A 19,937-nucleotide genomic window follows, 5' to 3' on the forward strand; every position below is an offset into this window, starting at 1 on the left:
CCGGTATTGTATGGCCAGTCAGAAAGACCAGGGAACAACACTATGTTTGCAAAGCGCCACCGTATTACGCTGCTGTTCAATGCCAACAAAGCCTATGACCGGCAGGTTGTCGAAGGGGTTGGTGAATATTTACAGGCATCGCAACAGGAATGGGACATCTTCATTGAAGAGGATTTTCGGGCGCGAATTGAGAACATCAGGGAGTGGTTGGGCGACGGCGTTATTGCCGATTATGACGATCCGGAAATTGAAAAACTGCTCGCGGGGGTCGAGGTCCCGATTATCGGTGTAGGCGGATCCTATCACCATCCCGACGACTATCCTCCGGTGCACTATATCGCGACGGATAACGCCGCGCTGGTTGAGAGCGCCTTTCTGCATTTGAAAGAAAAAGGCGTGCAGCGTTTCGCGTTCTACGGCCTGCCAACCTCCAGCGGTAAGCGCTGGGCGGTGGAGCGCGAGCATGCGTTCTGTCAGCTGGTCGCAAAAGAGAAATATCGCGGTGTGGTCTATCAGGGACTGGAGACCGCGCCAGAAAACTGGCAGCACGCCCAGAATCGCCTGGCCGACTGGCTACAGACGCTGCCACCGCAAACCGGCATCATCGCGGTGACTGACGCCCGGGCCCGCCATGTGTTGCAGGCCTGCGAACTGCTGCATATCCCGGTACCGGAGAAGCTGTGCGTCATTGGGATTGATAACGAAGAACTGACCCGTTACCTGTCGCGCGTCGCGCTCTCCTCAGTGGCCCAGGGAACCCGCCAGATGGGCTACCAGGCGGCAAAGCTGCTGCATCGTCTGCTGGATAATGAGCCGCTGCCGCTTCAGCGCCGGTTGGTTGCGCCCATGCGTGTCGTCGAGCGCCGCTCAACGGACTATCGCTCACTGAGCGATCCCTCGGTTATTCAGGCGATGCACTACATCCGCAATAACGCCTGCAAAGGCATTAAGGTCGAACAGGTGCTGGATGCCGTCGGCATCTCCCGCTCCAACCTCGAGAAGCGCTTCAAGGAGGAGGTGGGCGATACCATTCACACCATCATTCATAGCGAGAAGTTAGAAAAGGCCCGCAGCCTGCTGGTCTCCACCACGCTGTCAATTAACGAAATCTCACAGATGTGCGGCTATCCGTCACTGCAATATTTCTATTCGGTGTTTAAGAAAGAGTACGACGTCACGCCGAAGGAGTACCGGGACCGGCACAGTGAAGTGATGATGTAGGGCATGTAGCAGAGACAGATAGCAGGGAAAAGTGCGGAAACAAAAATGCCCGGGCTTACGCACCGGGCATTTTCAATTACATATGAGCAGCGATTAAGCGCTGATTGTCCTGATACATCGCGAAGAGATAGTTGTTGTAGCTCGACCCTTTGGTCGAATAGCCCTTCAGCTTATGAATCATGGTGCTGGCAGTCACTTCCTGATCCGTTTTACGCAGCTGCGCGCGGGATTTTCGGAAGGATTTGTACGCCGGGTGTGTGTTCAGGTTAGTCACGTAAGCCTGAACTGACTGCTCTACAGAATCAAACTGAGAATAGCCTTTCATTGCACCCTGGCAGTTACCGCCGCCGCATTTCATACCAAACAGGTTGTTGTTCATACGCGCCAGTTTGGACGTACCCCAACCACTTTCCGCTGCCGCCATCGTCGCAACCATACTGTTCGGAATGATATCAACGCGTTCCATCAGCGTGTTCCATGGAATGTGCCGGGTATTACCAGACCATTTCACTTTATAGCGTGACGCAATGTCCTTCAGACGTGAACGCTCTGTCGGTGACCAGCGCGAGTCGTACTGCTTAGTAACAAGCCAGTTGCGGTCGGCGGTAATCACCTGATTTTGTTTAGTAATATAAGGCATTACTGTCCGGAGAAACGCTTTTTTCCTTGGTGTCCCGGAAGGGTATTTTCGCAAATCAGGAAGTGAACTGCTCTTTACACTATTGCGAGAATACTCTTGTTTACTGCTTACCTTAACTTGACTACTTTTTGTAACTTTTGAGGCTTTATGACTCGTTGTTGCTGTGTGGGTTGTTGCCAACACACTACCTGAAAATATGCAGGTAAGTAACATGAGTATCGCAGCCCCATATCGTCGCATGGGAATCGATATCATTAGATCTCCTGGTCGGATTTAATCATTCCAACACCTTGTTTTACGCAAAAAAACGTTAATTGAGTCGCGAATAGTATCAAAAATACCCAGTGAGAGCACTAACAGAAATAGTCCAATTCCTAAATGCTGTCATCTGAAATCGGTTTCGGTGCCCTTATGAGGGTACGAAAATGCTAGCGCCGTCTCATTTTTTGTCTATTTTTTGACCTTCATCACTCACCCCTTTTCGTCATCCCTGCAAAAGCCTCTGCGGGATGATTTCATCCCTGAGCTTACCGGGCACACTAGGCAAAAACCGCTCACAGGACTCCAGAATGAAACTCGCTGCGCTTGCGTCGCTGTTGTTGCCTGGGATGGCGTTCGCCGCCTGGACCACCGCTGATTTTCCTGCCTTCACTGAAGAGGGCAGCGGCCGATTTATCAGTCAAAATGAGGTGGCGAAGGGTACACGTCCTTTGCAGATTAATTTTGACCAACAGTGCTGGCAGCCCGCCGGGGCCATAAAACTCAACCAGATGCTGTCGATGGAACCCTGCCACGGGACCCCTGTACAGTGGCGGGTATTCCGCGAAGGTCTGTACACCCTGGCAGTTGACACCCGTTCTGGTACGCCGACGTTGATGATCTCGCTGGAGGAAAAAGAGCCGGCGACGGCATCGGCCACGCCGCTGCGCCAGTGCCCTAAATGGGACGGCAAGCCGCTGACGCTGGATGTCAGCAAAACCTTTGCTGAAGGCAGCCAGGTCCGTGATTTCTACAGCGGCAATATGGCCACGGTCAGCGGCGGAAAAATCACCCTGCAGCCAGCCCACAACAGCAACGGCTTACTGTTGCTCGAGCAGGCAAAAACCGCCGCCGACGCCCCTTTCAACTGGCATAACGCCACCGTCTATTTCGTCCTGACCGATCGCTTTGTTAACGGCAATCCGGCGAACGACAACAGCTACGGGCGCCACAAAGACGGTATGCAGGAAATTGGCACCTTCCACGGTGGTGACCTGCAGGGCCTGACCAGCAAACTGGATTACCTGAAGACATTAGGCGTTAACGCATTGTGGATAAGCTCGCCGCTGGAGCAAATACACGGCTGGGTCGGCGGCGGAACCAAAGGTGATTTCCCCCATTACGCTTATCACGGCTACTACGCCCAGGACTGGACTAAGCTGGATGCCAACATGGGCACCGAGGCAGATTTACGCCGCCTGGTCGATGAGGCCCACAAACGCGGTATTCGCATTCTGTTCGACGTGGTGATGAACCATATCGGCTACGCCACGCTTGCCGACATGCAGGAGTTCAAATTCGGCTCCCTGTACCTGCAAGGCGACGAGCTGAAAAAGACGCTTGGGCAACACTGGACCGACTGGAAGCCCGGCCCTGGCCAGAGCTGGCACAGCTTTAACGACTACATCAACTTCAGCGATAAAGCCGGCTGGGAAAAATGGTGGGGGAAAAAGTGGATCCGCACCGATATTGGCGACTACGACAACCCCGGTTTTGACGATCTGACCATGTCGCTGGCCTTCCTGCCGGACCTGAAAACCGAATCGACCACCGCCTCCGGGCTGCCAAACTTCTATCAACAGAAGCCGGACACTGCGGCAAAAGCGATCCCCGGCTACACGCCGCGCGATTATCTGACCCACTGGCTGAGTCAGTGGGTACGTGACTATGGCATCGATGGCTTCCGGGTTGATACCGCTAAGCACGTTGAACAGGCCGCATGGCAACAGTTGAAAACTCAGGCCACCGCAGCGCTGGCGGAATGGAAACAGGCCAACCCGGACAAAGCGCTGGATAACGCCCCGTTCTGGATGACCGGCGAAGCCTGGGGCCACGGCGTGATGCAGAGCGATTACTACCGCCACGGCTTTGATGCGATGATTAACTTCGACTATCAAGACCAGGCGGCGAAGGCGTCAGGCTGCCTCTCCGGGATTGATCTGACCTGGCAACAGATGGCGGATAAACTGCAGACCTTTAACGTCCTGAGCTACCTCTCCTCTCACGATACCCGCCTGTTCCGTGAAGGCGGCTCGTCGGCGGCAGAACTGTTGCTGCTGGCGCCAGGAGCGGTACAGATCTTCTACGGCGATGAGTCCGCCAGGCCGTTTGGCCCTACCGGGTCCGATCCGCTGCAGGGAACCCGTTCCGATATGAACTGGCAGGATGTCGAGGGTAAAGCCGCCCTCAGCGTCAGCCACTGGCAGAAGCTCGGCCAGTTCCGCGCCCGCCACCCGGCGATTGGCATGGGTAAACAGACCACGCTCTCGATGCCGCAGGGCTATGGCTTCACCCGCGAAAGCGGCGATGACAAAGTCATGGTGGTGTGGGCAGGCCAGCGCTAACCCGCCTTCTGAAGGCTCCTCCGTTCCCGGAGGAGCTTTAACAGAATAAATAACTGCAGAACAAAATAATCAAAGAATAATCACGATACCTTTGTCGATCCTGCCGATTTGCACCGCGCTAACGCTGGCGTTATGGTTACCCACTTTCCAGGAAGACCGATAGATTATCCGCGATGACATTTTCACTTTTCGGCGACAAATTCACCCGTCATTCGGGCATTACCCGCTTGATGGAAGACCTCAATGACGGCCTGCGCACGCCAGGCGCCATCATGCTGGGCGGCGGCAATCCCGCACAGATCCCAGAGATGAACGACTACTTCAACAATCTGCTGGCCGATATGCTGAGCAACGGCAAAGCCCTTGATGCGCTTTGCAATTACGACGGCCCGCAGGGGAAAAGCGAGCTGCTGACTCTGCTGGCGGAGATGCTGCGGGACGAACTGGGCTGGGAGATTGAACCACAGAATATTGCACTAACAAATGGCAGTCAGAGTGCATTTTTCTACTTATTTAACCTCTTTGCCGGGCGCCGTGCGGATGGCACCACCCGTAAAGTCCTGTTCCCGCTGACGCCGGAGTATATCGGCTACGCTGACTCGGGCCTCGAAGAGGATCTGTTTGTCGCAACACGACCGAATATCGAACTGCTGCCGGAAGGCCAGTTTAAATACCACGTCGATTTCGAGCACCTGCAGATAACCGAAGAGACCGGCATGATTTGCGTCTCTCGCCCAACCAACCCCACCGGCAACGTCATTACCGATGAAGAGCTGATCAAACTCGATGCGCTGGCCCATCAGCATGGGGTGCCGCTGGTGATTGATAACGCCTATGGCGTGCCGTTCCCGGGCATTATCTTCAGCGACGCCAGGCCGCTGTGGAACCCCAATATCGTGCTGTGCATGAGCCTGTCAAAACTGGGGCTACCAGGCAGCCGCTGCGGCATCATCATCGCCAATGAAAAGATTATTACCGCCATCAGCAATATGAACGGGATTATTAGCCTGGCGCCAGGCGGAATGGGCCCGGCAATGATGTGTGAAATGATCAAACGCCATGACCTGCTGCGGCTGTCAGAAACGGTGATTAAGCCGTTCTATTACCAGCGCGTACAGGAGACGATCGCCACCATTCGCCGCTATCTTTCCGAAGAACGCTGCCTGATTCATAAGCCGGAAGGGGCGATTTTCCTTTGGCTGTGGTTTAAAGATCTGCCGATCTCCACCGAGTTGCTGTATCAGCGTTTGAAAAAGCGTGGCGTGCTGATGGTGCCGGGCGATTACTTCTTCCCGGGGCTGGATAAACCCTGGCCGCACACCCATCAATGTATGCGTATGAACTACGTACCGGACCCGGAAAAAATCGAAGCGGGCGTGAAAATCCTCGCCGAAGAGATTGAGCGGGCCTGGAGTGAACAGGGCGCCGCGTAACCGGCTCATCGCCATCTGCTAACCCGTAGCCCGGACAGGCGCGCCAGCGCCACTTCCGGGGAACACGCCGCAAGCATCATCGCTACATCGCCAGCGCCATGCGCTGGCGACGCTCAGCGCTAAGTCTTTCCAGCTCGATCGGTTCCATGCATTGCAGCGCCTGGGTCGGACAGGCCGCCACGCAGGCCGGGCCTTCGTCGGTGTGGCTGCATAAATCGCATTTCAACGCCTGCACCCCTTCCCCGGTCATCATCACGCTCATCGCCCCGTACGGGCAGGCCACCATACAGCTTTTACAGCCGATACAGCGCCGCTGGTCGACGCGCCAGACCCCACGGTCGCGCTGGATAGCTTCAACCGGACAGACATTAGCACAGGGAGCGTCTTCACATTGCCGGCACAGGGTGGCCGTAGACAGCGCATCGCTTTTCACCACGCGAATGCGTGGCGCAAACTGAGTCGCAGAAACCGTCGAACAACTTTGGTCGTGCTGATGGGAGACCACGCAGGCCACTTCACAGGTACGGCAGCCAATACACTTCTGGGCATCCGCGATGATAAAACGGTTCATCCACTGCTCCATTGGGGATAAAACGGCAGCGTGCCAGAAATATCCTCCTGCGCGCCTTGATCCTGAATGGAGTCAGCGGTCTTTTTTTCGTTACGTCAGCGGAATTTGGTCATCTGCCTTAGTTTTCCCGTACGGCAAAACCCAGCTCACGTGAAATCGCCTCTGCGGTATCGCGCAGCGGTTTCAGCAAGTTCTTTTCGCCCACCTGCTTCAGGCGCGAGGTCGACAGGGAGATAGAGATCGCATAAGGCACCCGGCGATGGATATCGAACACCGGCACCGCCAGGCAGGAGACGCCCAGTTCGTTCTCTTCCCGGTCCATCGCCATATTGCGCTCGCGGATCTGCGCCAGTTCATCATGCATTGCGGGCAGCCCGGTGATGGTATTTCGGGTCAGCGGCTGAATAATATCCTGGTGAGTTTCCCAGTAGCTCTCGACATAGTCAGGGTGACCAAAAGCCATGTAGATCTTGCCCATCGCCGAGCAGTACAGCGGCATATGCTGGCCGATATAGGCCCGCGTGCGCAGCATCCCGGTGGTGGGTTCCAGCTTGTAAATCAGAATGGCGTGATCATCTTCCCGGCTGGAGAAGTTCACCGTTTCGCCGGTAACCAGGTTCAACGTCTCGAGGTGCGGCGCAGCAACGTGGATGATATTCAGCGAGGAGAGCGCTTTTTGCCCCACCGCAATGAACTTGGTGGTCAGTCGATAGCTACCGGCCGCGGGTGCGGGCGTCACATAGCCGCAGGACTGAAGCCCCTGCAGCAGGCGATGGACGGTGCTTTTGTTCAAGCCCGCCAGCTCCGAAAGGTGCGCCAGCGGGCAACCGTTCGGATAGTTACTGAGGATTTCAATCAGCATCAACCCGCGGAACAGGCTCTGGCTTCCCGCAGGCCTTTCTTTATCTTGCGTCATTTCTCTCTCTTTTGTGTCCATCGCGTCAGCTCCCCTTTTCGACCCGCTCTGATGGTAGCGCAAAGTGTGTTTCACTTCACGATCTGAACAGAAATTTTGTAATTATCTGATTTTATTGAATTTCAAAAACAACCTCACCGATTGCTTTGTCAAATCATGATCGATATATTTGAAATCAGATTTCGCATAGTGAAATTTATAGCATGTAAAACGTTCTTTCCCACACGGCGGGAGGTCACCTTAAATGGCAGAAGCAGCAGTGTTGTCTCCGTTGTTATCCATGCGCCACATTATCAAGCGCTTTGGTGGAAACGTGGCGGTCAATAACGTCAGCCTGGATATTTATCCGGGCCAGGTTGTAGCGCTGCTGGGAGAAAACGGTGCCGGTAAATCGACGCTGATTAAGGTGCTGGCGGGCGTTTATTCCCGTGATGGCGGAGAGATCCTGTTTCGCGGGCAGCCGGTGGATTCCGCCGCCGCGTTACGTCAGGGTAACGAACAACCCATCGCCTTTATTCATCAGGATTTAGGCCTGGTAGAGTGGATGACCGTCGCCGAAAACATGGCGCTGGTGATGGGTTTCCCCCGTCGCTTTGGCCTGATTGACTGGGCGGCCACCAAACGCCAGGCGCAAAAAGCGCTGGAAGATATCGGCATTCAGCTCGACCCGGATGACCGCGTGTTTGACCTTTCCCGCACCGAAAAATCCCTGCTGGCGATTGCCCGCGCGGTGGCCGTTGATGCCTCGGTGCTGGTGCTCGATGAACCGACTGCTTCACTGCCTGCTGACGATGTCCGCCACCTGTTCCGCGTGATGAACATCCTGCGCGAGAAGCAGGTCGGCATGATTTACATCACCCACCGCCTGGATGAGGTGATGGAGATGGCGGATACCGTTTGTGCGATGCGCGACGGCTGCTACGCCGGAGGCGGCGATATCGGCCGCTATAGCCTGCGTGGTCTGGTCGAACTGATTGTGGGTGAAAGCCTCGGCGGCGATCGGCGTCAGGCCTTACCCGATGCCAGCGCGCCGGTGCTGTTGAAAATGGACAACGTCAAAGTGGGCGATACCGGGCCGGTCTCCTTCGAGCTGCGTGCCGGTGAGATGGTAGCACTCGCCGGTCTGCGTGGCGCCGGTCAGGAAGAGATTGGACGTTTACTGTTTGCCTGCAGGCCGCAGGAGAGTGGACAAATCACCTTAAGTGGCGTGCCGTTTACGGCGACAACACCAGGGGAAGCGATGTCCGCAGGCATCTCTTTTGTTGCCGGCGACCGTCTTCATGAAAGCCTGATTCCGGGCATGATGGTGCGTGAAAACCTGTTTATGAACCCGTGTAAACACGGCCATGCACTGTTTTCCCGCTATAACGAAAAAAGCGAAGCGCCGCTGAGCTGGGAGAAAATCCGCCAGTTCGACGTGCGTCCTGCGCAGATAAATATTGAAATCAGTGCGCTGTCGGGCGGCAACCAGCAAAAAGTAGTCATGGCACGCTGGCTCTCGCTCAATGCACCGTTGCTCATCCTGGAAGATCCTTCTGCTGGCGTTGACGTAGGCGCACGCGCAGAAATTTACGATTTACTCAATCAGGCGCTGCAAAACGGCGTTGCCATTCTGGTCATCTCCAACGACCTGGAAGAGGTAGCGCACATCTGTAACCGGGCATTGGTGTTTAACCGCGGGCAGATCGTCGGCGAACTTCTCAACCAGGATGTCACCTTTGCCAGATTGCTTGAGCTGGCATCGGGCAGCGGCACCATACATTAAGTCGGAGTGCGTTATGGCTAAAACATCAATGAAATCGACGGCCCTGGAATCGCGCGTATCACTTCATGAACACGGTGCGGCTACCTGGCTTGGACAATTGACCACGCGTTACGGTTTACCCGCGATCTGCGTGCTGCTGGTTATCGTTTTTTCGCTGACAACGCCTTCGTTTGCTTCCCTGTTGACGCTGCAGGCAATTCTCGATAGCAAATCGAAAATTGCCCTGCTGGCGCTGGCAGCAACCATCCCGATGATTGTTGGCAAAATCGACCTGAACGTCGGCTTCGGCATCGTGCTCTGGCACATCCTCGCCATTACGTTGCAGGTTGAATATGGTTTCTCCTGGCCCGTCGCTGTGGCGATCGTGCTGGTGCTCTCTGCGCTCTACGGTTTGCTGAACGGGATTCTGGTGGCGCTGGCGGATATCGACAGCTTTGTTGCGACCCTGGGTTCCGGTACGGTGCTGTACGCCATCGCGCTCTGGCACTCTGGCGGTCGGCAGATCGTCGGGGACTTACCGGACGCCTTTATCGCCCTGCATCACTCCGACCTGTTCGGCATTCCGGTGGTGGCCTTCTACGTCCTTTTTGCCGCCGTGGTGTTGTGGATCATCACCGAACATACCCCGATTGGTCGCTGCATGTATGCGGTGGGCGGCAACCCCGTCGCCGCAGCGCTCAACGGCATTTCCGTTAATCGTTACATCATCGGGGCATTTATGACTTCCAGCACCTTAACCGGCTTTACCGGGGTGATCATCGCCGCCGAGCAGGGCGTGGGCCAGGCCAGCGTCGGGATGGATTATCTGCTCCCGGCTCTGGTGGGCGCCTTCCTTGGCAGCACCACCATTCGTCCCGGCCGGGTGAACGTCTGGGGCACGGTGGTAGGTATTGCGGTGCTGGCGATTGGTATTGCGGGTATCCAGCAGTTCGGCGGCGCGTTTTGGGTCGAACCGCTGTTTAACGGCGCGACGCTGCTGCTGTCGATTACCCTCGCAGGCTACGCCCAACGCCGCCGGGCATTAAATAAAAAACTGGTGCAGCGGGCACAATCGCCAGCATCAGGCTCCTCCGTTACCCAATGACTCTCACGTAAGGAACTGAAAATGAATAAAAAAATAGTTCAATACTGTCTGGCTGCCGGGTTGATGATGGCAAGTGGTTTCAGCCTCGCCGACGATGCCTTTGTTCAACAAGCGAAAACGGCGATTGCCAAAGCGACCGCGCCAGTCACCACATGGGACGGCCCAACCCAAGGTCCGGCGCTGCAGCCGAATAAGAAGATCATTTTCATCGCCTCGGACATGAAAAACGGCGGTGTACTGGGCGTTAAAGAGGGTCTGGAGGAAGCGGTGAAAGCCGCGGGCTGGCAGCTGGATGTGCTGGATGGCGCAGGTTCGGTGAAAGATCAACTGGCGGCGCTGAACCAGGCGATCGCCCGTAAACCGGACGGTATCGTCATTGGCGGCTGGAACCCGAACGTTGCCAAAATTCCGCTGAAAAAAGCCGTGAAAGAGGGAATCGTGCTGACCGCATGGCACGCGGTTCCCGCGCCTGGCCCGGTTCCGGCTTACAACATTTTCTACAACGTGACCTCCGACTCGAATGAAGTCTCACGCATGGCGGCGCTGTATGCGGTGGCAAAATCCAACGGTACCGCCAGGGTGCTGATTTTCACCGACTCGCTGTACCAAATCGCGCTGGATAAAGCCAACGCGATGAAGAAGGTGATTGAGCAGTGCAGCGGTTGCCAGGTGGTGGAGTTTATCGATACCCCGCTGGCCGATACCTCCAACCGCATGCCGGGCATGACCTACAGCCTGATCCAAAAATATGGCGATAAATTTGAATACTCACTGGCGATTAACGACCTGTACTTCGACTTTATGGCCCCAGCCCTGCAAACCGCGGGCAAAGGCAGCGGAGATAAACCACCGTACAACATCTCCGCTGGCGACGGTTCCGTCACCGCCTACCAGCGCGTACGTGAAGGCAAAGCGCAGATCGCAACCGTACCAGAACCATTGAAACTGCACGGCTGGCAGCTGCTGGATGAATTTAACCGCGCCTTCGCGGGCAAAGCGCCGTCTGGTTATATCACCCCGGCACATCTGGTAACCAAAGAGAACATCGCTGCCGACGGCGGCCAGAACAACGAATTCGACCCGAACAACCATTATCGCGATCGCTACAAAGCCATCTGGGGCGTGAAGTGAAATGTTAGCCGTCACGGGAAGTATTGAACGCCTGTGCTCACCGGCGATCTGGGCGGAAGGCCCGGTGTGGCTGGCAGATCAGCAGTGCCTGATTTTCAGCGATGTGAAAGGCAACAGAATGTTCCGTTGGGATGCGCAAAATGGCGTCAGCGTGTTTCGTGCCGAATCCCACTTTGCCAACGGCAACGCGCGGGACTTGCAAGGGCGTTTGTTGACCTGCGAGCACGGTCGGCGCGGGATCAGCCGTACCGACGCCGCAGGCAATCACACCCTGCTGGTGGATAAAGTCGATGGGCTGCGTTTTAACTCCCCCAACGATATCGCGGTGCGCCAGGACGGGTCGATTTGGTTTACCGATCCGCCCTACGGCATCGTCGGTGACGAAGAGGGCTATCGCGCCGCAAGTCAGGTCATTGGCTGCTACGTCTATCGCTTTGATGAAGCGCGTCACCAGGTCGCTATTGCCATCAGCGATACCCAGCGCCCCAACGGGCTGGCCTTTTCGCCAGATGATAAATGGCTATACGTGGCAGATATGTCGGTTATTGATTTTCCGAGCCAGGGTCGCCGGGAAATTCGTGCTTACCGTCTTGAAGGCGATAACGCGCTATTTTCCCACGTTGTAACCCAGGTCAAACCGGGTATTCCGGACGGATTCTGCGTCGACCAGGACGGGAATATTTACTGCAGCTGTGAAACGGGGATTTTGATTTTCTCCGCCGCAGGCGAATTACTGGACACCATTGCGGTCCCCGAGCGCGTCTCTAACTGCACCTTTGGTGGCCCCGACGGGAATGTGCTTTTTATTACGGCAACGACATCGCTGTACCGGGTGACCTTCACCCCATCCCGCCTTCAGGGATAAACCAGAATCACACCGACACGCACCGGTCCTGCCGGCGTGTTTTTGCAACCGGACACTATTTAGTGGAATCGCATTCCACTATGTGAAACATAAGATGTAATGGAGAAAACGTATGTTATTGAGTTTTTCTGACCTTAAAAATGAGTTTACCCGTGTCCTGCTGGCACGCGGCGTGGCGACTGAAACCGCCGATGCCTGTGCTGAAATGTTCGCTCGCACCACCGAGTCAGGGGTCTATTCCCACGGGGTAAACCGCTTCCCGCGCTTTATTCAGCAACTGGAAAACGGCGATATCATCCCGGAGGCCCAGCCAAAACGTACCGCTTCATTAGGGGCAATTGAGCAGTGGGATGCCCAGCGTTCAATCGGTAACCTGACGGCGAAAAAAATGATGGATCGGGCTATTGAACTGGCTTCTGACCACGGTATTGGTCTGGTTGCGGTACGAAACGCCAACCACTGGATGCGTGGCGGTAGCTACGGCTGGCAGGCGGCGGAAAAAGGCTACATCGGTATCTGCTGGACCAACTCCATTGCCGTGATGCCGCCGTGGGGCGCCAAAGAGTGCCGCATCGGGACCAACCCACTGATCGTCGCCATTCCGTCGACGCCGATCACCATGGTGGACATGTCGATGTCGATGTTCTCCTACGGCATGCTGGAAGTGAACCGTCTGGCGGGCCGCCAGCTGCCGGTTGACGGCGGCTTCGATGACGAAGGCAACCTGACCAAAGACCCGGCACCCATCGAGAAAAACCGCCGCATTCTGCCGATGGGCTACTGGAAAGGTTCAGGCCTCTCCATTGTGCTGGACATGATCGCCACCCTGCTCTCCGATGGCGCTTCCGTTGCTGCAGTAACTGAAGACAACAGTGACGAATTCAACATCTCGCAAGTCTTTATCGCTATCGAAGTGGACAAGCTGATCGACGGAGCCACCCGCGACGCCAAGCTACAACGCATCATGGATTACATCACCAGCGCCGAACGTGCCGACGAAAACGTGCCGGTCCGTCTGCCCGGCCATGAGTTTTCCCGTCTACTAGAAGAGAACCGCCGCAACGGCATCACCGTTGATGACAGCGTGTGGGCAAAAATCAAAGCGCTGTAAGGAATATCATCATGATTTATGGGCATATTTCTCAACCCAATGCCTGCCGGTATCCGGCGGCGATTGAAAAAGCACTGGATTTTTTGCGCACCACGGACTTCAGCAAGCTGGAGACCGGGGTGGTCGAAATCGAGGGGCGCACGATCTTCGCGCAGATCCTCGACCTGACCACCCGCCCGCATGATGAGCTGCGCCCGGAAGTACACCGCCGCTACCTGGATATCCAGTTTTTATATTCCGGTGAAGAGCAAATCGGTGTCGCTATCGATACCGGCAATAATGTTGTCAGTGAAGAATTACTTGAGCAGCGGGATATTATTTTCTATCACCACAGCGAAAATGAATCGTTAATAGAAATGAGGCCGGGGAACTATGCCATATTTTTCCCACAGGATGTTCACCGCCCAGCCTGTAATAAACACCGGGCAACGGCAATCAGGAAAATAGTGGTTAAAGTTGCTATTTCCGCTTTAGATTAATCCGTAATTTATTTGTCGCACGGCGATAAATAAAAGGAGTGAAAAATGGAAAGAAATGACGCCGGTTATATCATCGGCGCATACCCTTGTGCGCCCTCATTTCACCAAAAGAGCGAACAAGAAGAGACGGAATTCTGGCGCTTACTCGCGGACACGCCCCACATCCGTGGGCTCGAGCAGCCATGCCATGAGAACTTTCACCCCTATGGCGATGAGTGGTTGCTCCAGCATACGCCGCAGGAGTGGCAGATGGTGGTGACTGCCATCCCGGAAACCATGCGTCGCCGTGGTGGCGGCAACACGGCTTTCGGTCTGGCCTCCAGCGATGAAGAACAGCGCCTGGCATGCGTCGAATTCCATCGTCATTTACACAACAAAATCAATGCGCTAAACAAACGTTTTGCCGGCAAGGTCATCTCCCTGGAACTGCAGGCAGCGCCGCTTGCAGGCAATGCGAACGTAGAGCAGGCAACCGATGCTTTCGCCCGCTCAATCAAAGAGATTGCGGCCTGGGACTGGTCATGCTCACTCGTACTGGAACATTGTGATGCCATGAACCAGCCGGCGCCACGCAAAGGCTTTTTGCCGCTGGAAAACGTGCTGGAGGTCCTGGCAGGTTACCGCATTGATATCTGTATCAATTGGGCGCGGTCGGCGATTGAAGGGCGTAACGCCGCCCTGCCGTTGACGCACGCTCAGGCGGTACATGCCGCAGGAAAACTGGGGGCGCTGATGTTCTCTGGCACCGCTACTGAAGGGCCGTATGGCGAATGGACTGACCTGCACACACCATTCGCCCCGTTCTGCCCGCACAGCCTGTTAACGGCGGCGCACGCCAAAGAATTATTTAATGTGGCTGATTCAGCAAAATTACAGTTTGCCGGTATTAAGTTACTGGAAATTGATGAGAATGCTGATGCGAATCATCGCATAGCCATATTACGCGATGGCATTAACGCGTTAAACATAGCCCAACAATAAATATAAAGCGTCAATTTAATCGCAACGTCAGTTACTTTAAACACGAGATTAATATGAACACTTCCTCTTACGCTACAACCGCGGATATTCCGCGCCAACGCTGGTTAAGAATTATTCCCCCTATTCTTATCGCGTGTATTATTTCCTATATGGACCGGGTCAACATTGCTTTCGCCATGCCCGGCGGGATGGATGCTGAACTCGGTATTTCTGCCACCATGGCGGGGCTGGCGGGCGGGATTTTCTTTATCGGCTATCTGTTTTTACAGGTGCCGGGCGGAAAAATCGCGGTCCACGGCAGCGGCAAGAAGTTTATCGGCTGGTCGCTGGTTGCCTGGGCGGTGATTTCGGTCCTGACCGGTTTAATCACCAACCAGTATCAGCTGCTGGTCCTGCGCTTCTTACTGGGCGTCGCCGAAGGGGGCATGCTGCCCGTGGTGCTGACGATGATCAGCAACTGGTTCCCGGATGCTGAACGGGGCCGTGCCAACGCGATTGTGATTATGTTTGTCCCGATTGCCGGCATTATCACCGCCCCGCTCTCCGGGTGGATCATTACCATCCTCGACTGGCGCTGGCTGTTCATTATTGAAGGCTTGCTCTCGGTGGTGGTGTTGGCGTTGTGGGCCTATACCGTCTACGACCGTCCGCAGGAAGCCCGGTGGATTTCTGAAGCCGAAAAGCGCTACCTCGTCGACACCCTCGCCGCCGAGCAACGCGCCATCGCCGGAACCACCGTCAAAAATGCGTCCCTCAGCGCCGTTCTGGCCGACAGAACCATGTGGCAACTGATCGCCCTGAACTTCTTCTATCAGACCGGTATTTACGGCTACACCCTGTGGCTCCCCACCATTCTCAAAGAGCTGACGCACAGCAGCATGGGGCAGGTTGGGATGCTCGCTATCCTGCCATACGTCGGGGCAATTGCCGGGATGTTCCTGTTCTCTTCCCTCTCTGACCGTACCGGAAAACGCAAACTGTTCGTCTGCCTGCCGCTGGTTGGCTTTGCCCTGTGCATGTTCCTGTCGGTGGCGTTGAAGAACAACGTCTGGCTGGCCTATGCCGCGCTGGTGGGCTGCGGGTTCTTCCTGCAGTCCGCGGCGGGGGTGTTCTGGACCATTCCGGCCCGTCTGTTCAGCGCTGAAATGGCCGGCGGCGCCCGTGGCGTCATCAACGCCCTCGGCAACCTCGGTGGCTTCTGCGGTCCCTACGCGGTGGGCGTACTGATCACCCTCTACAGCAAAGACGCCGGCGTTTACTGCCTGGCGATCTCCCTGGCGCTGGCTGCGCTGATGGCCCTTCTGCTGCCGTCAAAATGCGATACCGGCGCAGCCCCGGTAAAGACGATGAGCCCACGTAAACACGCGGCGTAAACCCTGCCGGGGGGTCTGCGCCTCCCGGCAACAAAGAGAATACAAAGATGAGTGAGAAAAAGACCTTCTGGCTCGGTATCGACTGCGGTGGTACCTATCTGAAAGCCGGTTTATATGACGCCAAAGGTCATGAGCATGGCATTCATCGGCAATCGCTGCAGACGGCGTCACCCCTGCCAGGCTATGCCGAACGCGACATGCACCAGCTCTGGCAACAGTGCGCGGCGACCATTGCCGGGCTACTGCAACACACCGGCGTCGTGGGCGAACAGATTGCCGGGATCGGTATTTCGGCGCAGGGCAAGGGGTTGTTTCTCCTGGATAAACAGGATCGGCCGCTGGGCAATGCCATGCTCTCTTCCGATCGCCGGGCGCTGGACATTGTCCAACGCTGGCAGCAGGACGGCATCCCTGAGCAGCTGTATCCGGTCACCCGCCAGACGCTGTGGACCGGGCATCCGGCCTCGCTGCTGCGCTGGGTAAAAGAGCATGAGCCTCAGCGTTATGCGCAAATCGGCAGCGTTATGATGGGCCACGATTACCTGCGCTGGTGCTTAACCGGCGTTAAAGGCTGCGAAGAGAGCAACATCTCCGAGTCCAACCTCTACAATATGGAAACCGGCCAGTACGACCCACAGCTGACCCGCTGGCTGGGCATCAGTGAAATCGATAACGCCTTACCGCCCATCGTCGGTTCAGCAGAAATATGCGGGGAAATCACCGCTCAGGCAGCCGCTATCACCGGTCTGGCGGCGGGAACTCCCGTCGTCGGCGGTCTGTTTGATGTGGTTTCCACCGCACTCTGCGCGGGTATCGAAGATGAGTTTACCCTCAATGCGGTAATGGGGACCTGGGCGGTGACCAGCGGGATCACCCACGGCCTGCGCGATCGCGAGGCTCATCCTTACGTTTACGGTCGCTACGTCAACGACGGGCAGTACATCGTTCACGAAGCCAGCCCAACCTCTTCCGGCAATCTTGAATGGTTCACGGCCCAATGGGGCGATCTCTCTTTCGATGAGATCAACCAGGCCGTCGCCGGGCTGCCGAAAGCCGACGGCCAGCTCTTTTTCCTGCCGTTTCTCTATGGCAGCAACGCCGGGCTGGAGATGACCTGCGGGTTTTACGGCCTGCAGGCGCTGCACACCCGCGCCCATCTGCTGCAGGCGGTCTACGAAGGGGTGGTCTTCAGCCATATGACCCACCTGAACCGCATGCGTGAACGCTTTACCGGTGTTCACGCCCTGCGCGTCACCGGCGGCCCGGCGCACTCCGACGTCTGGATGCAGATGCTGGCCGACGTCAGCGGTCTGCGCATCGAACTGCCGCAGGTCGAGGAGACAGGTTGTTTCGGCGCGGCGCTTGCCGCCCGCGTCGGGACCGGCGTCTACCGCACCTTCCACGACGCCCAGCACGATCTACAACATCCGGTTCGCACGCTGCAGCCCGACATGGCCGCGCACGCGCGCTACCAGCACAAATACCAGCAATACCAACATTTGATTCAGGCACTACAGGGCTACCACGCCCGCATTAAGGAGCACGCACTATGAGCCGTCCATTACTGCAACTGGCGCTCGACCATACCCATCTTCAGGCGGCACAGCACGATGTCGCCCTGTTACAGGACCACGTCGATATCGTCGAAGCCGGCACGATCCTGTGCCTTGCCGAAGGGCTGCGCGCGGTGACCGCGCTGCGCGCCCAGTGTCCGGACAAAATTATCGTCGCCGACTGGAAGGTGGCGGATGCCGGCGAAACCCTCGCACAGCAGGCGTTTAACGCCGGCGCCAACTGGATGACTATCATCTGCGCCGCCCCGCTCGCCACGGTAGAGAAAGGCCACGCCGTGGCGCAGGCCTGCGGCGGAGAAATTCAGATGGAGCTGTTCGGCAACTGGACGCTGGAGGATGCCCGTGGCTGGTATCGCACCGGGGTTCGTCAGGCGATCTACCACCGCGGACGCGACGCCCAGGCCAGCGGGCAGCAGTGGGGTGACGCCGATCTGACGCGCATGAAGGCGCTGTCGGATATTGGCCTCGAACTGTCGATTACCGGCGGGATCACCCCCGCTGACCTGGCGCTGTTCCGTGATATTAACGTTAAAGCGTTTATTGCCGGACGCGCATTATCAGGCGCCGCCCACCCGGCACAGGTTGCCGGCGAATTCCACGCACAGATTGACGCCATCTGGGGAGAACAGCATGCGTAATCATCCGTTAGGTATCTATGAGAAAGCGCTGGCCAAAGATCTCAGCTGGCCGGAACGGCTGGTGCTGGCAAAAAGCTGCGGGTTTGATTTTGTTGAAATGTCGGTGGATGAGACCGACGAACGCCTGTCGCGCCTCGACTGGAGCCCCGCTCAGCGCGCCTCGCTGGTGACCGCCATGCTGGAGACTGGAGTGGCCATTCCGTCGATGTGCCTCTCCGCACATCGCCGCTTTCCTTTTGGCAGCCGCGATGAGTCCACCCGCCAGCGGGCGCGGGAGATCATGACCAAAGCCATCCGTCTGGCGCGCGATCTGGGTATCCGCACCATTCAGCTGGCGGGCTATGACGTCTACTACGAAGAACACGATGAAGGCACCCGTCAGCGCTTTGCCGAAGGGCTGGCGTGGGCGGTGGAACAGGCCGCGGCAGCGCAGGTGATGCTGGCGGTGGAGATCATGGATACCGCCTTTATGAACTCTATCAGCAAGTGGAAAGCGTGGGATGAGATGCTCTCTTCTCCGTGGTTCACCGTTTATCCGGACGTCGGCAACCTCAGCGCCTGGGGTAACGATGTGGCCGCCGAGCTCAAACTGGGTATCGACCGCATCGCCGCCATCCATCTGAAAGACACTCAGCCGGTCACCGCGCACAGTCCAGGCCAGTTTCGTGACGTGCCGTTTGGCGAAGGCTGTGTCGATTTTGTCGGCATTTTCAAAACCCTGCACGAGCTGAACTATCGCGGATCGTTTCTGATTGAAATGTGGACGGAGAAAGCCAGCGAACCGGTGCTGGAAATTATCCAGGCACGTCGCTGGATTGAATCGCGGATGCAGGAAGGAGGATTTACATGTTAGAACAACTCAAAGCCGAGGTCCTGGCCGCCAACCTGGCGCTGCCGGCCCACCAGCTGGTGACGTTTACCTGGGGCAACGTCAGCGCGGTCGATGACACGCGCACGCTGATGGTCATCAAACCCTCCGGTGTCGAATATACGGTAATGACCGCCGACGATATGGTAGTGGTGGAGTTAGCCAGCGGTAAAGTTGTTGAAGGCAGCAAAAAGCCGTCTTCCGATACCCCGACCCATCTGGCGCTCTATCGCCGCTATCCGCAGATCGGCGGGATCGTGCACACCCATTCCCGCCACGCGACGATCTGGTCGCAGGCGGGCATTGACCTGCCGGCATGGGGCACCACTCATGCCGACTATTTCTACGGCGCCATTCCCTGTACCCGTCTGATGACCGTGGACGAAATTAACGGCGAATACGAATATCAGACCGGCGAAGTGATCATTAAAACCTTTGAAGAGCGCGGGCTGGATCCGGCGCAAATTCCGGCGGTCCTCGTCCATTCACACGGTCCGTTTGCCTGGGGCAAAGATGCCGCCGATGCGGTGCATAACGCGGTAGTGCTGGAGGAGTGTGCTTACATGGGGCTGTTCTCGCGCCAGCTGGCCCCGCAACTGCCGGATATGCAGTCTGAACTGCTCGATAAACACTATCTGCGTAAACACGGCGCCAATGCCTACTACGGGCAAAACTGACCACCCT

Annotated in this window: 18 protein-coding genes; 15 read left to right on the forward strand and 3 right to left on the reverse strand. The window is 56.6% G+C overall.

Features of this window, described 5'->3' with window-relative positions:
- The first annotated feature begins 42 nt into the window (after window positions 1-42).
- On the forward strand, window positions 43-1,221 hold the full coding sequence (xylR, locus tag ACMYSO_RS12965; protein WP_123757161.1) for a D-xylose utilization transcriptional activator XylR: 1,179 nt from the start codon (window positions 43-45) through the stop codon (window positions 1,219-1,221).
- Between the two features lie 76 nt (window positions 1,222-1,297).
- On the opposite strand, the gene ACMYSO_RS12970 is transcribed toward xylR, so the two are convergent.
- Complete coding sequence (locus ACMYSO_RS12970; protein ID WP_434665102.1) at window positions 1,298-2,116, reverse strand: protein bax; 819 nt, start codon at window positions 2,114-2,116, stop codon at window positions 1,298-1,300.
- 314 nt (window positions 2,117-2,430) lie between these two features.
- Here ACMYSO_RS12970 and ACMYSO_RS12975 point away from each other — a divergent pair, with 314 nt between their 5' ends.
- A complete protein-coding gene (locus tag ACMYSO_RS12975) occupies window positions 2,431-4,464 on the forward strand; it encodes an alpha-amylase (protein ID WP_434665104.1) in 2,034 nt (677 codons plus the stop codon).
- Between the two features lie 173 nt (window positions 4,465-4,637).
- Window positions 4,638-5,897 (forward strand): valine--pyruvate transaminase, encoded by a 1,260-nt coding sequence (gene avtA, locus ACMYSO_RS12980; protein ID WP_434582571.1) that lies wholly within the window; start codon window positions 4,638-4,640, stop codon window positions 5,895-5,897.
- Between the two features lie 82 nt (window positions 5,898-5,979).
- On the opposite strand, the gene ACMYSO_RS12985 is transcribed toward avtA, so the two are convergent.
- Together ACMYSO_RS12985 and yiaJ are read right to left on the reverse strand one after the other, a co-directional pair.
- Window positions 5,980-6,468 carry a 4Fe-4S dicluster domain-containing protein gene (locus tag ACMYSO_RS12985; protein WP_434665105.1) on the reverse strand — a complete coding sequence of 163 codons (489 nt, stop codon included), beginning with the start codon at window positions 6,466-6,468 and terminating at the stop codon, window positions 5,980-5,982.
- Window positions 6,469-6,586: 118 nt separating this feature from the next.
- Entirely contained in the window at window positions 6,587-7,405 is an 819-nt protein-coding gene (gene yiaJ / locus ACMYSO_RS12990; protein WP_123757157.1) for an IclR family transcriptional regulator YiaJ, read from the reverse strand.
- Window positions 7,406-7,628: 223 nt separating this feature from the next.
- Here yiaJ and ACMYSO_RS12995 point away from each other — a divergent pair, with 223 nt between their 5' ends.
- The 12 genes from ACMYSO_RS12995 to araD all read left to right on the forward strand — a co-directional run bounded on the left by ACMYSO_RS12995 (window position 7,629) and on the right by araD (window position 19,930).
- Window positions 7,629-9,149, forward strand: coding sequence for a sugar ABC transporter ATP-binding protein (locus tag ACMYSO_RS12995; protein WP_434665108.1), 1,521 nt, complete (start codon window positions 7,629-7,631; stop codon window positions 9,147-9,149).
- A 13-nt stretch (window positions 9,150-9,162) separates the two neighbouring features.
- Window positions 9,163-10,233, forward strand: coding sequence for an ABC transporter permease (locus ACMYSO_RS13000; RefSeq protein ID WP_434665109.1), 1,071 nt, complete (start codon window positions 9,163-9,165; stop codon window positions 10,231-10,233).
- A gap of 63 nt (window positions 10,234-10,296) precedes the next feature.
- Window positions 10,297-11,364, forward strand: coding sequence for an ABC transporter substrate-binding protein (locus tag ACMYSO_RS13005; protein WP_434670801.1), 1,068 nt, complete (start codon window positions 10,297-10,299; stop codon window positions 11,362-11,364).
- A 1-nt stretch (window position 11,365) separates the two neighbouring features.
- Window positions 11,366-12,229, forward strand: a complete 864-nt coding sequence (locus tag ACMYSO_RS13010; protein WP_434665111.1) for an SMP-30/gluconolactonase/LRE family protein — start codon at window positions 11,366-11,368, stop codon at window positions 12,227-12,229.
- Window positions 12,230-12,341: 112 nt separating this feature from the next.
- Window positions 12,342-13,340, forward strand: coding sequence for a 3-dehydro-L-gulonate 2-dehydrogenase (gene yiaK / locus ACMYSO_RS13015; protein ID WP_434665112.1), 999 nt, complete (start codon window positions 12,342-12,344; stop codon window positions 13,338-13,340).
- 11 nt (window positions 13,341-13,351) lie between these two features.
- Window positions 13,352-13,819 (forward strand): YhcH/YjgK/YiaL family protein, encoded by a 468-nt coding sequence (locus tag ACMYSO_RS13020; RefSeq protein WP_004868849.1) that lies wholly within the window; start codon window positions 13,352-13,354, stop codon window positions 13,817-13,819.
- A gap of 45 nt (window positions 13,820-13,864) precedes the next feature.
- Complete coding sequence (locus ACMYSO_RS13025) at window positions 13,865-14,800, forward strand: DUF4862 family protein (RefSeq protein ID WP_434665114.1); 936 nt, start codon at window positions 13,865-13,867, stop codon at window positions 14,798-14,800.
- A 53-nt stretch (window positions 14,801-14,853) separates the two neighbouring features.
- The gene (locus ACMYSO_RS13030; RefSeq protein WP_044350496.1) at window positions 14,854-16,173 is read left to right on the forward strand and encodes an MFS transporter; all 1,320 of its coding nucleotides are present in this window, start codon (window positions 14,854-14,856) and stop codon (window positions 16,171-16,173) included.
- Between the two features lie 47 nt (window positions 16,174-16,220).
- Window positions 16,221-17,726, forward strand: coding sequence for an FGGY-family carbohydrate kinase (locus ACMYSO_RS13035; RefSeq protein WP_434665116.1), 1,506 nt, complete (start codon window positions 16,221-16,223; stop codon window positions 17,724-17,726).
- On the forward strand, window positions 17,723-18,385 hold the full coding sequence (gene ulaD / locus ACMYSO_RS13040; RefSeq protein WP_434665118.1) for a 3-keto-L-gulonate-6-phosphate decarboxylase UlaD: 663 nt from the start codon (window positions 17,723-17,725) through the stop codon (window positions 18,383-18,385). Before ACMYSO_RS13035 ends, ulaD begins: the two co-directional genes overlap by 4 nt.
- Complete coding sequence (locus tag ACMYSO_RS13045; protein WP_174509555.1) at window positions 18,378-19,238, forward strand: L-ribulose-5-phosphate 3-epimerase; 861 nt, start codon at window positions 18,378-18,380, stop codon at window positions 19,236-19,238. Before ulaD ends, ACMYSO_RS13045 begins: the two co-directional genes overlap by 8 nt.
- Window positions 19,232-19,930 carry an L-ribulose-5-phosphate 4-epimerase gene (gene araD, locus ACMYSO_RS13050; protein ID WP_004868864.1) on the forward strand — a complete coding sequence of 233 codons (699 nt, stop codon included), beginning with the start codon at window positions 19,232-19,234 and terminating at the stop codon, window positions 19,928-19,930. Before ACMYSO_RS13045 ends, araD begins: the two co-directional genes overlap by 7 nt.
- The last annotated feature ends 7 nt before the right edge of the window (window positions 19,931-19,937 follow it).

Source organism: Klebsiella sp. B345, assembly GCF_051131735.1.
Classification (GTDB): domain Bacteria; phylum Pseudomonadota; class Gammaproteobacteria; order Enterobacterales; family Enterobacteriaceae; genus Klebsiella.

Excerpts from the sequence above, each read along its gene's own strand:
- ACMYSO_RS13030 (WP_044350496.1), top strand. The coding sequence starts at position 14,854 with ATGAACACTTCCTCTTACGCTACAACCGCGGATATTCCGCGCCAACGC.
- ulaD (WP_434665118.1), top strand. The coding sequence starts at position 17,723 with ATGAGCCGTCCATTACTGCAACTGGCGCTCGACCATACCCATCTTCAG.
- araD (WP_004868864.1), top strand. The coding sequence starts at position 19,232 with ATGTTAGAACAACTCAAAGCCGAGGTCCTGGCCGCCAACCTGGCGCTG.
- ACMYSO_RS13005 (WP_434670801.1), top strand. The coding sequence starts at position 10,297 with ATGATGGCAAGTGGTTTCAGCCTCGCCGACGATGCCTTTGTTCAACAA.
- ACMYSO_RS12975 (WP_434665104.1), top strand. The coding sequence starts at position 2,431 with ATGAAACTCGCTGCGCTTGCGTCGCTGTTGTTGCCTGGGATGGCGTTC.
- ACMYSO_RS13045 (WP_174509555.1), top strand. The coding sequence starts at position 18,378 with ATGCGTAATCATCCGTTAGGTATCTATGAGAAAGCGCTGGCCAAAGAT.
- ACMYSO_RS13000 (WP_434665109.1), top strand. The coding sequence starts at position 9,163 with ATGGCTAAAACATCAATGAAATCGACGGCCCTGGAATCGCGCGTATCA.
- ACMYSO_RS12970 (WP_434665102.1), bottom strand. The coding sequence starts at position 2,116 with ATGATATCGATTCCCATGCGACGATATGGGGCTGCGATACTCATGTTA.
- xylR (WP_123757161.1), top strand. The coding sequence starts at position 43 with ATGTTTGCAAAGCGCCACCGTATTACGCTGCTGTTCAATGCCAACAAA.
- ACMYSO_RS13025 (WP_434665114.1), top strand. The coding sequence starts at position 13,865 with ATGGAAAGAAATGACGCCGGTTATATCATCGGCGCATACCCTTGTGCG.
- ACMYSO_RS13020 (WP_004868849.1), top strand. The coding sequence starts at position 13,352 with ATGATTTATGGGCATATTTCTCAACCCAATGCCTGCCGGTATCCGGCG.
- ACMYSO_RS13035 (WP_434665116.1), top strand. The coding sequence starts at position 16,221 with ATGAGTGAGAAAAAGACCTTCTGGCTCGGTATCGACTGCGGTGGTACC.
- avtA (WP_434582571.1), top strand. The coding sequence starts at position 4,638 with ATGACATTTTCACTTTTCGGCGACAAATTCACCCGTCATTCGGGCATT.
- ACMYSO_RS12995 (WP_434665108.1), top strand. The coding sequence starts at position 7,629 with ATGGCAGAAGCAGCAGTGTTGTCTCCGTTGTTATCCATGCGCCACATT.
- yiaJ (WP_123757157.1), bottom strand. The coding sequence starts at position 7,405 with ATGGACACAAAAGAGAGAGAAATGACGCAAGATAAAGAAAGGCCTGCG.
- ACMYSO_RS12985 (WP_434665105.1), bottom strand. The coding sequence starts at position 6,468 with ATGAACCGTTTTATCATCGCGGATGCCCAGAAGTGTATTGGCTGCCGT.
- ACMYSO_RS13010 (WP_434665111.1), top strand. The coding sequence starts at position 11,366 with ATGTTAGCCGTCACGGGAAGTATTGAACGCCTGTGCTCACCGGCGATC.
- yiaK (WP_434665112.1), top strand. The coding sequence starts at position 12,342 with ATGTTATTGAGTTTTTCTGACCTTAAAAATGAGTTTACCCGTGTCCTG.